Genomic DNA, 15285 nt, shown 5'->3' with positions numbered 1-15285 from the left:
TGATTCTTAAGGGTTTTTGTATTTGCCCAATTAAGGCTTATACCAAGCTTATCTGTGTAATGACAGAGACACCTTTAAAGCCCTATACCTGACAGAACATATGCTAAAGGATTTTATATTATGGCTAATTTTAAAGATTTACGTTCGGCACCTGCTTCTCATGCCGATGCATCAATTGATCAGGGATTACGCGACTATATGTTGGGTGTCTACAATGCAATGGCCATTGGTTTGCTTATTACAGCTGCTGCCGCTTATGCAATTGTATCATTAGCAACGACAACAGATATGAGCCAAGCAGCAGCTCAAATCAATAGCAGTGTTTATCTAACACCATTTGGAGTAACATTTTATACATCGCCATTCTCTTATATTGTTATGTTTGCACCACTCATAGCAGTCTTATTTCTCAGTTTTAAAATTAATACATTGAGCACAAATGCTGCTCGTAGTCTCTTTTTTGGTTATGCTGCTCTGGTTGGTCTTTCACTGTCTTCAATCGTTTTGCGCTATACGACAGAAAGTGTTGTGCAAACCTTTGTCATTTCCGCCGCAACTTTTGGAGCTCTTTCACTTTATGGATACACAACAAAGCGTGATCTCACAGCAATCGGTTCATTCTTATTCATTGGATTGATCGGCTTGTTGCTTTCCATGATTGTGAACATTTTTCTTGGATCAAGCGCTTTGCAGTTTGCTATCTCTGTGATTGGTGTTTTTATCTTTGCTGGTTTAACAGCCTACGATACCCAGAGCATTAAGTTGATGTATTATGAAGGAGATGAAAGCGATACCAGAGGACGTAAAGTTATTATGGGCGCGCTGAATCTTTATCTTGATTTCATCAATATGTTTGTCTTCTTGCTACAGTTTCTTGGCTCAAACCGTGATTGATTGCAAAAATCATTACTTAATTAAAGAACCTTGTTTCTTTTAGAAACAAGGTTCTTTTGTTTTTAGTGTAAATCTTTACCTTCTGCTTCTTAGAAACTATTCTTTTCGCAAAATGACAAAAATCCCTTATAAGCAAAAATTCCCTTGGTTTACCGGTTTTATCCAACAAAAACTCCATAGCTCCTTTTTAAATACAATTCATAGCCGCTCTCATCATCAATCAAACATTGTCAATCAAAATAGTAATTATGATCTGACCGTTGCTTCCTATAATGTGCATAAATGTGTAGGTGTTGATAAAGTTTTTAATCCTACAAGAATTGTCCGTGTTATTACTGAATTACAAGTTGATATCCTTGCTCTTCAAGAAGCAGATAAACGTTTTGGGGAACGCATCGGTTTGATTAATCTTCAGCTATTAAAAGCTGAAACCGGTTTGATTCCTGTACCTCTTAATACTATGTCACCTCATGGCCATGGTTGGCATGGGAATGCTCTTTTTTTGCGAAAGGGATATGTACGTGATACTTTACAAGTCACTCTTCCTAGTATTGAACCACGTGGGGCTGTAATTGTAGAGTTGGAAATGGCAGCAGGACCTATTCGTATTATTGCGGCTCATTTTGGCTTATTACGTTACTCTCGTAAACAACAAACAAAAATGCTCCTTGAAATTTTCCAAAAACGCCCCCTTATGCCTACACTCCTCATAGGAGATTTTAATGAATGGCGAATGGGAAAAGGCTCATCTTTAAATCATTTTTTTCCCTATTTTGATAGCACTTTTGAAGTTGTACCAAGCTTTCCCTCTCGTTTTCCTTTGTTAGCCCTTGATAGAGTTTTTTCTTTTCCCCACCAATTGGTAACAAGTATTGAAAATCATTATTCACCACTTGCACGCATTGCTTCAGATCATTTGCCTATCAAAGCCTATCTTAATCTTTCCAACGCAATCAATATTCTTAAAAATAAATAAAAAAATTAATGTGCCTCATCCCAATTTTGAGCCGTCATAACTTTTACTTCAAGCGGGACAGATAAAGATAGAACCGGTATTGTAGCATTTTCCATAACATTTTTAACAACAGTCATGGTTTTTTTACTTTCTTCTTCTGGTACTTCAAAAATCAGTTCATCATGAACTTGCAGCAACATTTTTGCTGATAGTTTTTCTGCTTTTAAAGCATCTTCCATATGTATCATAGCGCGGCGAATAATATCGGCTGCAGAACCTTGAATTGGAGCATTGATAGCTGCCCGCTCATTAAGAGAACGAATTTTTACATTCTTTGCTTTTATTTCTGGATAATGGATACGACGTCCAAAAATTGTTTCTACATAACCATTTTCACGTGCAAAGATTTTGGTCTTCTCCATATAATCTTTAATTCCTGGAAATCTTTCAAAATACAGTTGAATATAACGACCCGCTTCTTGGCGTGAAATTCCCAACTGATTGGCTAATCCAAAAGCTGAAATACCATAAATAATACCAAAATTAATCGCTTTTGCACGCCGTCGTATATCTGAATGCATTCCTTCTATCGCAACACCAAACATTTGTGATGCCGTTATAGCGTGAATATCATGCCCTTTAGCAAAAGCTTCTTTTAATGCTTTTATATCCGCAATATGTGCAAGAATGCGCAACTCAATCTGACTATAATCAGCAGAAAGTAACACATGTCCTTTGGGAGCAATAAAAGCTGTTCGAATTTTACGTCCTTCAGCAGTTCGCACTGGAATATTTTGCAAATTTGGCTCTGATGATGATAACCGACCTGTTGATGTTATTGCCAAAGAATAATTCGTGTGAACTCGCCCTGTTTTTGAAAAAATATAAGAAGGCAAGGCATCTGTATAGGTAGATTTTAGCTTTGAAAGTTGACGCCACTCAATAATTTTACGCGGTAAAATATGACCTTCAGCAGCCAACTCTTCTAAGGTCTGTGCAGAAGTTGACCATTGTCCACCCTTTGTTTTAGCGCCTCCAGGCAATCCCATTTTGCCAAAAAGGATATCCCCTAATTGCTTTGGCGAAGCAAGATTAAACTTTTCATCAGCTTGTTTGTAAATTTCCTCTTCTAGAATCAAAGCAGCTTGTGCCAACTCTCCTGAAAGACGCAATAAAATCTGCCTATCAATAAGAATCCCCCGTTCTTCCATTCTTGCAAGAACTTCTACAAGAGGTCGATCAAGACGCTCATAAATTTTTGTCATTCCACGAGCAACAAGTTGTGGTTTCAATACTTGCCAAAGACGTAGCTTTATATCAGCATCTTCCGCCGCATAAAGGGTTGCTTGTTTTAAATCTACTTGTGCAAAAGAAGTAATTTTTTTCCCGTTATGCGTTAAATCTTTATAGGCAATTGGTTTATGCTTAAGCCAACGTTCAGACAAATCATCCATATTATGGGTTAACATTCCAGCATCAAAAGCATATGATAAAAGCATGGTGTCGTCAAAAGAGCTTATCATAATGTCGTATTGCTTCATCACCAACCAATCATATTTTATATTATGACCAATTTTTAACACCGCCGAATCTTCTAATATCGGTTTTAAAAGTGCTAAAGCTTTTCGAGCCCCAATCTGTGAAGCAATGCGCCCGCCCCTCAAAAGGTCCTCTTCTCCTTCATCAAAATGTTCAAGAGGTATATAAGCTGCTTTTTCCGGCTGTAATGCGAGTGAAAAACCAACAAGCTTTGCTTGCATCGGATCAAGAGATGTTGTTTTAGTATCAAAAGCGAAAAAACCCTGCTCTTGTGCTTGTGATAACCAGTCTTTTAAAATTTCCTCATCAAGAATTGTTGTATAAGCATCTCTTGTAATTTTTTGAGTCAGCGCTTGATCTTTACGTTCTTGTGCAAAAACTTGTGGAGAATTTTCAGAAAAATTATGAAGGGATGCGCGCTCAGTATTCTTGATATCAGAATCATGCCTGATATCAGAATCATTCTTGGGGCTTAGTTTTTCCCATTCAACATCTATATCAAGTGCGTCAATAACAGCTGCATCGCATGTTGTTGCCTCTGCCACGCGACGCGTTAATGTTGAAAACTCCATTGCTTTCAAAAAAGCAATTAAACGTGGACCATCTTGTGGCTCCAAAATAAAATCATCTAAATCATTATCTATAGGAACATCTGTTTTAAGCCTGACAAGTTCACGAGATATTTTAACTTGTTCTCTATAAGCTTGAATGTTTTCACGTCGTTTTGTTTGTTTAATTTCTGTTACGTTTTGCAATAAAAGATCAAGAGAACCAAATTCATTTAACAACTGAGCTGCAGTTTTTGGACCAATGCCTGGAATACCCGGTACATTATCCGTTGAATCTCCAATTAATGCTTGTAAATCAATCATTTTTTCAGGCGCAACACCCCATTTTTCTATAACTTCTGAGATACCTATATGCTTATCTTTCATTCCATCATACAAAGATACATGCGTATTTACGAGTTGCATAAGATCCTTATCGGAAGAAATAATGGTTGTTTTTGCCCCAACCTTTGTTGCCAACTTTGCATAGGTAGCAATTAAATCATCCGCTTCAAAGCCTTCCTTTTCAATACAAGGCAAATTAAAAGCCTTCGTTGCTTGGCGTATTAGCGCGAATTGAGGAATTAGATCTTCAGGAGGTTCAACGCGATTCGCTTTATATTCAGGATAAATTTGTTTCCGAAAAGTATCAGATGAATAATCAAAAATAACAGCAAAATGTGTTGGAACAACACCCGTAGCTGTATTACGAGCATCACAAAGTAATTTCCATAACATATTGCAAAAACCAGCTACTGCTCCTACAGGAAGTCCATCCTTTTTACGTTTTAAAGGCGGCAAAGCATAATAAGCACGAAAAATATAGCCTGATCCGTCAACCAAAAAAAGATGATCTGTTGCTTTCATGACAATTTTTTCTCCATTTCAGCTAAAAAAACAAATTACCCTTATATATTTTTTCACTTTGCCTCTAAAAAGCCATTTTTTCTCTTCATAAGACGTGAAGTCGTTGCACTTTATATTAAGTACCTAGAGCTTTTCTTTGCTGTTACAGGATTAATAGCTTTCATTTTGCTCCTCCTATGATAGCTGAGGTACGATGTAGCGACAGGGTCGTTGTGGTGTTCCCCTCCCCACAACGACCGTTTTTTTTGACATCGATATTCTTTAATTTCAATCGTGACTCTTTTAGATAAAAGATGATGTTATTCATGAATTTTGAAGTTATTCCACAGAGCTTTTTCACCCATTTTGTAGATAAAATCAGCGTGTAACTTTTTTTCTTGCATACTCAATCTTGAAGGTAAAGCCTGCGGGCGAATTTTAACGGCATAAGATGTATCTTTATCGTTCTGGATATGTTCATCAATACCCCTTCTGTTATCAAAACCCAATACACCTTGCTTTCCACCGATGAGCTCAATATAAACATCGGCTAGAATCTCTGCATCAAGCAAAGCACCATGAAGAACACGATGGCTGTTATCAATTCCAAAACGTTTGCATAAAATATCAAGAGAATTAGGACCCATAGGAAATTTACGCCGCGCCATAGCCAATGTATCAAGAATATTATCAACACTGATAAGCGGTTTGTTGACGCGTTTTAATTCTGCATTAATAAAACCAATATCAAAACTCGCATTATGCGCAATCATTGTCGCGTCTTTGATAAATTCCAAAAATTCATCAACAATATCACTAAAACTTTTCTCGTTTTTCAAGCGTTCATTGGTTAATCCGTGAATTGCTACAACTTCATCAGGAATAATAACGCCTTCAGGGTTTAAATAAACATGAAATTGGCGTCCTGTGAGATAACGATCAACCATTTCTACACAACCAATTTCGATTATGCGATCTTTCTCTTTATCTAAACCTGTTGTTTCTGTATCAAAAATAATTTCACGCATAATTTTAATTCTTTAGCAATTTTTTTATCACATCAAAAACCTGTTGACGTGTATTCTCTAAATCTTTCCCTGTATCAATAATAAAATCAGCGCGTTCTCGTTTTTTTTCATCTGGCATTTGTTGAGCGTTGATAAAGGAAAATTTTTTCTCATTCATACCTTGGCGAATCATTACACGTTCTTTTTGTATTTCTGGTGGAGCAGAAACAACAATAACGCTATCCACACGACTTTCACCATTTTTTTCAAACAGAAGTGGAATATCAAGAATAACTAATTTTTTCCCTTGTTCACGCGCTATATCAATAAATTCCCTTTCTTTTTCTTGCACCAAAGGATGAATTATTTTTTCTAATGTTTGTAATTTTTCCTTATCATCAATCAAAATTTCAGAAAGTTTCAAACGGTTAACTTCTCCGTTTTCAACCACACCAGGAAAAATACGCTCTATGAATGACAAAGCTGGCTCACTTTTATAAAGCTGTTGTACTGCTTCATCAGCACTAAAAACAGAAATACCCGCTTGCTTGAAAAAATCAGCAACTGTTGATTTTCCCATAGCAATTGATCCCGTTAATCCTATGATCTTCATTCTCTTTTTTCACTCATATCCTCTAAAATAGCTGTCCGTAACGCTTTTGTTACCTGTGGTCTTATTCCGAACCACTGTTCAAACCCTATAACAGCCTGATGTAGAAGCATCCCAAGTCCATCAACCGTCTTGAGATCACAAGCCTTTGCCTGTTGTAAAAAAGGAGTTATCAATGGTGTATAAATAATATCCGTTACTAATGCCGTTTTTTTTGCTTTATGAAAATCGCAAAAAAAAGAATCACTTTTTTCTTCTGGACTTTTTATGCCAATAGAGGTTGTATTAACAATCAAATCAGCTTGATGAAGTATTTCATGGATTTTATGCCAATCGTAAACTTTAATGATTTTTCCAAAATGCTGAGCTAAATTATCAGCACGTTGTTTTGTACGGTTAATTAAATAAATCTGTTCAAATCCACGTTTTTTTAAGGCATATATGATAGCGCGTGCGGCACCACCTGCTCCAAAAACAAGAGCTGTTTCCCCTCCCCAATCAGATGCAAAATCATCAAGATTAGCGCTAAAACCATAGGCATCACTATTCGTGGCACAAAGCTTATCTCCTTCATACCAAAGTGTATTAACAGCACCAATCATTGTTGCTCTCTCATCTTTATAATCTGCTAAACGAAAAGCTTCCTGTTTATAAGGCAAAGTAACATTTCCTCCACAAAAGCCTATTTTTTGTAAAGACGCAATAAAATGACTGAATTCTTCAGATGTTACTTCTTGTGCAATATATTCTCCTTGTAAACCATATTGTTTAAGCCAAAAATTGTGAATTTTTGGCGATTTTGAATGATGAATTGGAGAACCAACAACAAAAGCACGCGGATAATTTGTTTTTTTTATTGTTAAGTCAACCATCAATAATTCCTAAGTGGCGCAGTTTTATGAGTAGAGGCAGCAAAGGTAAACCAACAATGGTAAAAAAATCTCCTTCAATTTTTTCAAAGAGATGAATTCCTTCTCCTTCAATTTGATATACTCCCACGCTGTTTAAAACATCTTTTCCTACGCGTGCTAAATAACGTTCAATAAATTCTGATGAGAGTAAACGGACGGACATATGTGCACTAAAAGCTTCAACCCAAATTTTTTGACCATTTTTAAATAAAGCTACCGCACTATGAAGAGAATGGATTTTTCCTGATAATTCACATAAACGTTGATGTGCTTCTTTAATATTTGTTGCTTTGTGAAAAACTTGACCTTCCAAATCAAGAACTTGATCACAACCAATAACGAAAGCATCAGGAAAACGATCTGAAACATTTTTTGCTTTTGCGCTCGCAAGAAAACAGCTGAGTTCTTTAGGTGTTTTTTCTTTTGCTTTTTTTTCTACTTCTCTTTCATCAAAAGAAGCTCCTTCAATGAAAAAATTTAAACCTGCTTTTTTTAATAATTTTGCACGATAAAAACTAAGAGATGCTAATATTAAAGTATCTGCGTTCATGAGAATTTTCTCTCATTTCCTTCACGAAATCGTGATAACAGTTCAAATATTGCAGCAGCAGTTTCTTCAATAGAACGTCTTGTGACATCAATAATAGGCCAACCAAAACGTTCGCAAATGCGTTTTGCATAGATTAATTCTTCAGCTATGTTGATACGATTTGTATAATTATCAAGAGCAAAACTTTCTCCCAAATCTCGATTTTGGCGGATATGTGAGATTCTTTCAGCTGAAGCAATTAAACCAATAATTAAAGAATTTTTTGCCTCTAAAAGGGATTCTGGCAAATCAATATTAGGAATAAGAGGAATATTAGCCGTCTTTATTCCGCGATTTGCTAAATAGATACTTGTTGGCGTTTTAGAGGTTCTTGAAATTCCCACAAGGATCACATCTGCTTCGGATAAGCTACTGGAAGACTGTCCATCATCATGCTCTATTGTAAAATCCAGTGCCTCAATACGGCGAAAATAATCTGCATTAAGATCATGTTGTGCGCTCGCACGTAAATGTGTTGGCATTCCAAGGTAAGACTGAAAAGCATTTAAAACAGGATGCAATATATCAATACAGGGAACTTTTATTTTTTTACACCTTTTTTGAAGGAGAAGTTTAAATTCTTCATCAATCATTGTGTAAAGAACAATACCTGGCTCTTGTTGTATTTCATCAAGAGCTTTCTGTAACTGTATTCTATTACGAATCATAGGATAGATATGCTCTGTTGCCTGAATCATTGCATATTGCGATGCTACAGCTCTTCCAACAGAAATTAATGTTTCTCCTGTTGCATCAGAAAGCATGTGTAAATGAAAGAATTTTTTTTCTTTTGTCACAAAAATTTTAACTCCTTGTTAAGACATGTGTATATATCCTCGTCGTTTTTTATAAAACTAAAATTTATGAAAAATTCTCCTTTTTTATGCACAAATTAAATGCTTGTGATAATTTAATCCCTCTTATAAAAAAAGAGGGGATAATATCTTTAATATAGTGATATTTTTATTCTTTTTTCAGTTCCTTTTGTGGATAAAATTGAGGATAAATAATAATCCACACTAAACACAGTTATAAATAAGAATAATCCTTTCTTTAATATAAATTTATTAATATAAATTTCTGTAAAAAATACTTTTGAATAGCATTTCATTAATGTTATAATCCTAACTCACATTTTTGTTATTAAAATAATTAAATACTATTTGAATTTTATATTTTTTCAAGTTTTTCATATAATTACTTAATATTACAGGAACAAATTTCATATAAATGGTACTTGCAGATTAAAAAAATTGAGTGTAGAATATTTTTTCTTAGTAATATTTCACTCATAAATTTCCATAAATTATTTAGAACAATCTTCTCCTTAATCACAAAGAGCATATTTCATGCAAAAAATGAAACTACAAGAACTTAAAAGCAAAAATCCCGTTGAGCTTGTTTCTTTTGCTGAAACATTAGAAGTTGAAAATGCCTCCCTTATGCGCAAACAAGAATTAATGTTTGCTATCTTGAAAAAACTTGCTCTACAAGACGTTGAAATTATAGGAGAAGGTGTTGTTGAAGTTTTACAAGACGGATTTGGATTTTTGAGATCTGCTGATGCTAATTATCTTCCTGGTCCTGATGATATTTATCTTTCACCTGCACAAATACAGTCGTTTTCTTTAAAAACAGGCGATACAATTGAAGGCCCCATACGCAGTCCAAAAGAGGGAGAACGTTATTTTGCTCTCCTTAAAATTAATACAATTAATTTCGAAAAACCTGAAAAGATTCGTTATAAAATCCACTTTGATAATCTTACTCCTCTTTATTCAAATGAACGTTTCCAAATGGAAATACAAGATCCTACAGAGAAAGATATGTCATCACGTGTGATTGATTTGATATCTCCATTGGGAAAAGGACAAAGAGGATTAATTGTAGCTCCTCCTCGGACGGGAAAAACAGTTTTACTTCAAAATATTGCTCATTCTATTACCACTAATCATCCTGAATGTTATCTCATTGTTCTTTTAATTGATGAACGACCAGAAGAAGTTACTGATATGCAGCGTTCAGTAAAAGGAGAAGTGGTTTCTTCTACTTTTGATGAACCTGCAATACGTCACGTACAAGTGGCAGAAATGGTTATTGAAAAAGCCAAACGTCTCGTTGAATATGGGCGTGATGTTGTTATTCTTCTCGATTCTATTACACGTCTTGGGCGTGCATATAATACAGTTGTTCCTTCTTCGGGTAAAGTTTTAACAGGTGGTGTGGATGCAAATGCCCTCCAGCGTCCAAAGCGTTTTTTTGGTGCAGCACGTAATATTGAAGAAGGCGGATCTTTAACCATTATTGCAACGGCTTTGATTGATACAGGAAGTCGTATGGATGAGGTTATTTTTGAAGAATTTAAAGGAACAGGTAATTCGGAAATTGTTCTTGATCGAAAAGTTGCTGATAAACGTATTTTCCCTGCTATGGATATTTTAAAGTCAGGAACGCGTAAGGAAGAACTGCTGGTAGAACGACAAGATTTACACAAAATTTTTGTTCTTCGTCGTATTTTAGCATCTATGAATGTAACAGATGCAATTGAATTTTTGATTGATAAATTAAAGCAAACAAAAAATAATAGTGAATTTTTTGATTCAATGAATACGTAAAGTCATTAAAGTTTTTATTAGGATAAAACCTGTGGATACAATCTTTGCTGTTTCGAGTGGATTGTTACCTTCAGGGGTTGCAGTCATTCGGCTTTCTGGTCCTCATGTTGTGGATATAGTTAAAACGCTTTGTGGTCGTTTACCTAAAGCACGTTTTATGCATTATGGAAATCTTACTGCTTGTGATGGTAGTTTTTTAGATTCTGGTTTAACTGTTTTTTTTCCTGCTCCTCATAGTTTTACGGGGGAAGATTGTGCAGAATTCCATTTACATGGAGGAAAAGCAGTCGTTAATCGTTTTCTCGATGAATTGTCGACATTTTCTGGATGCCGTATTGCAGAAGCAGGTGAATTTTCACGTCGTGCTTTTATGGAAGGAAAATTAGATCTTGTTCAAGCAGAAGGTCTTGCTGATTTAATAGAAGCAGAAACGGAAAGCCAACGGCGTTTAGCTGTTATGGGTACAAGTGGACATTTAACGACGCTTTATCGTGATTGGCGTCATAAGCTTATGAAGGCGCGTGCTTTTATTGAGGCAGAACTTGATTTTGTTGATGAAGCAGATATTCCCAACGCAATATCTGATAAAGTTTGGAAAGATGTTGAGGATCTTTGTACTTCTATTCGGGAATATATTACTGAAGGAGAACGTGCAAGTATTTTACGTGATGGATTAAAAATTGTTATTGCTGGTGCTCCAAATTCTGGAAAATCAAGCATTATGAATCGTCTTTCAGGAAGATCTGTTGCTATTGTAACGGAAGAAGCAGGAACAACCCGTGATGCTTTAGAAATGAGAATTATTCTTGGTGGTTTACCTATTTTTTTAACCGATACTGCTGGTTTTAGAAAAACAGAAAATAAAATAGAACAGATGGGAATAGAAATTGCTAAACAGCATGTTAGGGAAGCTGATTTGGTTATTTTGGTTTATGATATAGGAAATCCTAAGCAAGTTGATTTACCAGAAACATCGGCTGAAATATGGTGTGTTGGCAATAAACTTGATCTTTATGAAAAAAATGATCAGCGTTGGTCTATACAATTTTCCGCATTAACTGGTTTAAATTTTGATTATTTTATAAAAGAACTTGAATTATTTTGTCATCATCGTGCTTCTGAAATTGGAAATATTGTTCCAGCACGTAAAAGGCAACTTCAATTATTAAAGCAGGCTGTTAAAGAGATTGAATTTTCTCTTAGTTATCATTCTCTTGATCTCAGTTTACGTGCAGAACATCTCCGTTGTGCAAGTGATTTTCTTGGGAAAATTACAGGAGATATTGATGTTGAAGATTTGCTTGATATTATTTTTTCAGAATTTTGTGTTGGTAAATAATGATTCACGTGAAACATTGATTATTTCATAGACAGATTATAAAGATTATGTAATTTATATACTGTTTCACGTGAAACCTTAGAATATTTTCTACGGAATGAATTAAATGCAATCATATGATGTTGTTATTGTTGGTGGTGGTCATGCTGGCTGTGAAGCGGCTTCAGCTTCAGCACGTGTAGGAGCCAAAACAGCGCTTGTTACATATAAAATATCAGCACTGGGAACAATGTCGTGTAATCCTGCTATTGGTGGACTTGGAAAAGGGCATCTAGTTCGTGAAATAGATGCGTTAGATGGTCTTATGGGAAGAGCAGCGGATGCTTCTGGAATTCAGTTTAGACTACTTAATAGACGTAAAGGACCGGCAGTAAGAGGACCACGGACACAGGCAGATAGACAACTTTATAAAAAAGCAATTCAAAAATTATTAAAAGAACAAGAAAATCTTACTCTTATTGAGGATGAAGTTATTGATCTGGTTGTTAAAGATAATTGTGTATCAGGTGTTATTTTAAAAAAACAAGGAACAATTTTTTCTGGTGCTGTTGTTTTAACAACAGGTACGTTTTTAAATGGCTTTATTCATATTGGTAATAAAACATGGGCTGCTGGTCGTATGGGAGATCAGTCAAGTGTAAAACTTGCTGAACATTTGAAAAAATATCATATAAAACTTGGACGATTAAAAACAGGAACCCCTGCTCGTTTGAGTAAAAAAACAATTGCTTGGGAAGCTCTCCAAAAACAACAAGCAGATGAAAATCCCATACCCTTTTCTCTTTTAACAGAGAAAATTGAACAACCACAAATTGAATGTGCAATAACACGTACAAATGAGAAAACACATCAAATTATTCGCGAGAATATTTATCGCTCTGCTTTATATTCTGGAAATATTGAAGGGTTAGGACCACGTTATTGTCCTTCTGTTGAAGATAAAATTGTGAAATTTGGAGAACGTGATGGGCATCAGATCTTTCTGGAACCAGAAGGATTAAATGATGATACTGTTTATCCAAATGGTCTTTCTACTTCTCTTCCTGAAAATGTACAAATTTCTCTATTGAAAACCATTGAAGGATTGGAAAATGCTATAGTTTTGCAACCTGGTTATGCTATTGAATATGATTTTGTTAATCCACAACAATTAACGAGAAGCTTAGAATTACGCTCTTTACCAGGTTTATTTTTAGCAGGCCAAATTAATGGTACAACAGGATATGAGGAAGCAGCAGCACAAGGACTTTTAGCTGGATTAAATGCTGCATGTAAAGTAGGTAAATTAGATGAAATACTTATAAGTCGTTCTACTGCTTATATTGGTGTTATGATTGATGATTTGGTTTCACGTGGTGTTTGTGAACCTTATAGGATGTTTACATCACGTGCTGAATTTCGTTTATCTTTACGATCTGATAATGCTGATACGCGTTTAACACCTTTGGCACAAAAATGGGGTATTGTAAGTAAAATACGTTGGGAATGTTATCAGAAAAAACAACAACGGCTTGATCAAGCACGATCAATATGTCAAAATCTTTTTTTAACACCCAATGAAGCTTCTGCTCATGGATTACATGTTAATCATGATGGAATTCGGCGTTCGGCTTATGATTTTCTTGCTTATCCTTATATGACCTTAGAACGTCTTTCAGATTTTTGGCCACAATTACAAACAATTGATTCTAAAACAGCAGAATCTTTAGAAATTGAAGCACAATATGCCGTTTATTTAGATAAACAAGCACAAGATATTGCCTCTCTTCAGAGAGATGAGCGTTTAGAAATTCCTTCTTCTCTTGATGTTCAGTCAATTTCAGGTCTTTCAAATGAACTTAAATCAAAAATTCAAGAAGTGTCGCCGCGTTCAATTGCTGATGCACAAAAAATTGATGGTATGACACCCGCCGCGTTATCGCTTATTATTACACATATTCAACGTCAACGACGTGAAAAGGCTAAAACAGCTTAATGAATTTTTCTACAGAAAAAAAATATCAACAATTATTAAATATTATTCCTTCTGTTTCACGTGAAACGATGGAAAATTTAATTCAGTTTGAGTCTTTAATACTTCAGTGGAATGCACATATTAATTTGATATCTGCTACAACTATACCAGATCTATGGACACGACATATTCTAGATTCAGCACAAATTTTTCCTTTGTATGCTCATTCTTTACATTGGTGTGATTTAGGATCAGGAGGAGGTTTTCCTGCAATTGTGATTGCTATCTTTTTGAAAGAAAAAAAAGCAGGACATATTAATCTTGTTGAAAGTAATGGGAAAAAAGTTGCTTTTTTGCGAACAGTTATTGCTCAACTTAATCTTCCAGCAACGGTTTATCACGCTAGAATTGAAGATATATATCAAAAAATTCCCATATCTGATATTATAACGGCACGGGGATTAGCGCCGCTTGATACTCTTTTACAACTCATTTTTCCTTTATTAACAGAAAAAACAATAGCTCTTTTGCAAAAAGGTCGGGATTACGCTACAGAAATAAAAAATGCCTCTGCCAATTGGCACTTTGATCTGTTAAAACATAAAAGTAAAGTTGATGAAAATTCTGTTATTTTGGAAATTTCTCATATTCGATCATATAGAGGGTAGAGCAAAATGAGCGAAACACGAATTATCGCTATTGCAAACCAAAAGGGTGGAGTCGGAAAAACAACCACAGCAATTAATCTTGCTACAGCTTTAGCGGCTATTGGTGAAAATGTCCTTATTATGGATGTTGATCCACAAGGTAATGCTAGTACAGGTTTAGGGATTGATCGTAATAGCCGTCCTTTATCTTCTTATGATGTTTTGGTTTCGGGCGTTTCAATTACACAGGCGGCTTTAAAAACAGCCGTACCCAATCTTTATATAGTTCCCTCTACACTTGATCTCTTAGGTGTGGAAATGGAAATTTCTTCATCAAAAGATCGCATACAACGCTTACGTAAAGCTCTCTATGATGATCCGGAAATGGAAAAAAAATTCAATTATATTTTAATTGATTGTCCTCCCTCCCTTAATCTTTTAACACTTAATGCTATGGGGGCTGCGGATTCTGTTTTAGTGCCTATGCAGTGTGAATTTTTAGCACTTGAAGGTTTAAGTCAATTACTTGAAACAGTAAAACAAGTGCGATCCGTACTTAATCCATCTTTAGAAATCCAAGGTATTGTTTTAACAATGTATGATGGACGTAATAACCTTTCAAATCAAGTTGTTGAAGATGTACGTTCTTTTATGGGAGATAAAGTTTATCGTACTGTTATTCCACGAAATGTAAGAGTATCAGAAGCGCCTTCTTTTGGTAAACCTGTATTGCTTTATGATCTTAAATGTGCTGGGAGCCAAGCTTATTTGCGTCTAGCATCAGAAATGATTCAACGTGAAAAACAAGCACGTGCTGCTGCTTAAAAATGT

13 protein-coding genes are annotated in these 15285 nt (G+C 35.2%); 7 read left to right on the top strand and 6 right to left on the bottom strand.

Features of this window, described 5'->3' with window-relative positions; translation table 11 throughout:
- Positions 1-120: 120 nt before the first annotated feature.
- Entirely contained in the window at positions 121-894 is a 774-nt protein-coding gene (locus tag ACFIQE_RS00520; RefSeq protein ID WP_375611347.1) for a Bax inhibitor-1/YccA family protein, read from the top strand.
- A gap of 112 nt (positions 895-1006) precedes the next feature.
- Positions 1007-1870 (top strand): endonuclease/exonuclease/phosphatase family protein, encoded by an 864-nt coding sequence (locus ACFIQE_RS00515; protein ID WP_375620887.1) that lies wholly within the window; start codon positions 1007-1009, stop codon positions 1868-1870.
- 5 nt (positions 1871-1875) lie between these two features.
- On the opposite strand, the gene polA is transcribed toward ACFIQE_RS00515, so the two are convergent.
- The 6 genes from polA to ACFIQE_RS00485 all read right to left on the bottom strand — a co-directional run bounded on the left by polA (position 1876) and on the right by ACFIQE_RS00485 (position 8696).
- Positions 1876-4803, bottom strand: a complete 2928-nt coding sequence (polA, locus tag ACFIQE_RS00510; protein WP_375707185.1) for a DNA polymerase I — start codon at positions 4801-4803, stop codon at positions 1876-1878.
- A 299-nt stretch (positions 4804-5102) separates the two neighbouring features.
- A complete protein-coding gene (dnaQ, locus tag ACFIQE_RS00505) occupies positions 5103-5810 on the bottom strand; it encodes a DNA polymerase III subunit epsilon (RefSeq protein ID WP_375629128.1) in 708 nt (235 codons plus the stop codon).
- Positions 5811-5814: 4 nt separating this feature from the next.
- Positions 5815-6402 carry a dephospho-CoA kinase gene (coaE, locus tag ACFIQE_RS00500; RefSeq protein ID WP_375685928.1) on the bottom strand — a complete coding sequence of 196 codons (588 nt, stop codon included), beginning with the start codon at positions 6400-6402 and terminating at the stop codon, positions 5815-5817.
- On the bottom strand, positions 6399-7271 hold the full coding sequence (locus tag ACFIQE_RS00495) for a shikimate dehydrogenase (RefSeq protein WP_375620891.1): 873 nt from the start codon (positions 7269-7271) through the stop codon (positions 6399-6401). The genes coaE and ACFIQE_RS00495 overlap by 4 nt, the downstream gene beginning before the upstream one ends.
- The gene (locus ACFIQE_RS00490; protein WP_375620892.1) at positions 7264-7860 is read right to left on the bottom strand and encodes a Maf family nucleotide pyrophosphatase; all 597 of its coding nucleotides are present in this window, start codon (positions 7858-7860) and stop codon (positions 7264-7266) included. The genes ACFIQE_RS00495 and ACFIQE_RS00490 overlap by 8 nt, the downstream gene beginning before the upstream one ends.
- Positions 7857-8696 (bottom strand): pyruvate, water dikinase regulatory protein, encoded by an 840-nt coding sequence (locus tag ACFIQE_RS00485; RefSeq protein WP_375639841.1) that lies wholly within the window; start codon positions 8694-8696, stop codon positions 7857-7859. The genes ACFIQE_RS00490 and ACFIQE_RS00485 overlap by 4 nt, the downstream gene beginning before the upstream one ends.
- A gap of 552 nt (positions 8697-9248) precedes the next feature.
- Between ACFIQE_RS00485 and rho the strand changes: the two genes are divergently transcribed.
- The 5 genes from rho to ACFIQE_RS00460 all read left to right on the top strand — a co-directional run bounded on the left by rho (position 9249) and on the right by ACFIQE_RS00460 (position 15279).
- On the top strand, positions 9249-10514 hold the full coding sequence (gene rho / locus ACFIQE_RS00480) for a transcription termination factor Rho (protein WP_015857121.1): 1266 nt from the start codon (positions 9249-9251) through the stop codon (positions 10512-10514).
- Between the two features lie 31 nt (positions 10515-10545).
- The gene (gene mnmE / locus ACFIQE_RS00475) at positions 10546-11853 is read left to right on the top strand and encodes a tRNA uridine-5-carboxymethylaminomethyl(34) synthesis GTPase MnmE (protein ID WP_375707184.1); all 1308 of its coding nucleotides are present in this window, start codon (positions 10546-10548) and stop codon (positions 11851-11853) included.
- Positions 11854-11959: 106 nt separating this feature from the next.
- Positions 11960-13828, top strand: a complete 1869-nt coding sequence (gene mnmG / locus ACFIQE_RS00470) for a tRNA uridine-5-carboxymethylaminomethyl(34) synthesis enzyme MnmG (protein WP_375707183.1) — start codon at positions 11960-11962, stop codon at positions 13826-13828.
- Positions 13828-14475, top strand: coding sequence for a 16S rRNA (guanine(527)-N(7))-methyltransferase RsmG (rsmG, locus tag ACFIQE_RS00465; protein ID WP_375707182.1), 648 nt, complete (start codon positions 13828-13830; stop codon positions 14473-14475). Before mnmG ends, rsmG begins: the two co-directional genes overlap by 1 nt.
- A 6-nt stretch (positions 14476-14481) precedes the next feature.
- Positions 14482-15279, top strand: a complete 798-nt coding sequence (locus tag ACFIQE_RS00460) for a ParA family protein (protein WP_273790170.1) — start codon at positions 14482-14484, stop codon at positions 15277-15279.
- Positions 15280-15285: the final 6 nt, after the last annotated feature.

Source organism: Bartonella sp. AA1HLJMS (assembly GCF_042197445.1).
In the GTDB taxonomy this organism is placed as follows: Bacteria; Pseudomonadota; Alphaproteobacteria; order Rhizobiales; family Rhizobiaceae; genus Bartonella.
The sequence above is the reverse complement of the archived record's forward strand: the minus strand, read 5'-3'. Positions and strand labels throughout refer to the sequence as shown.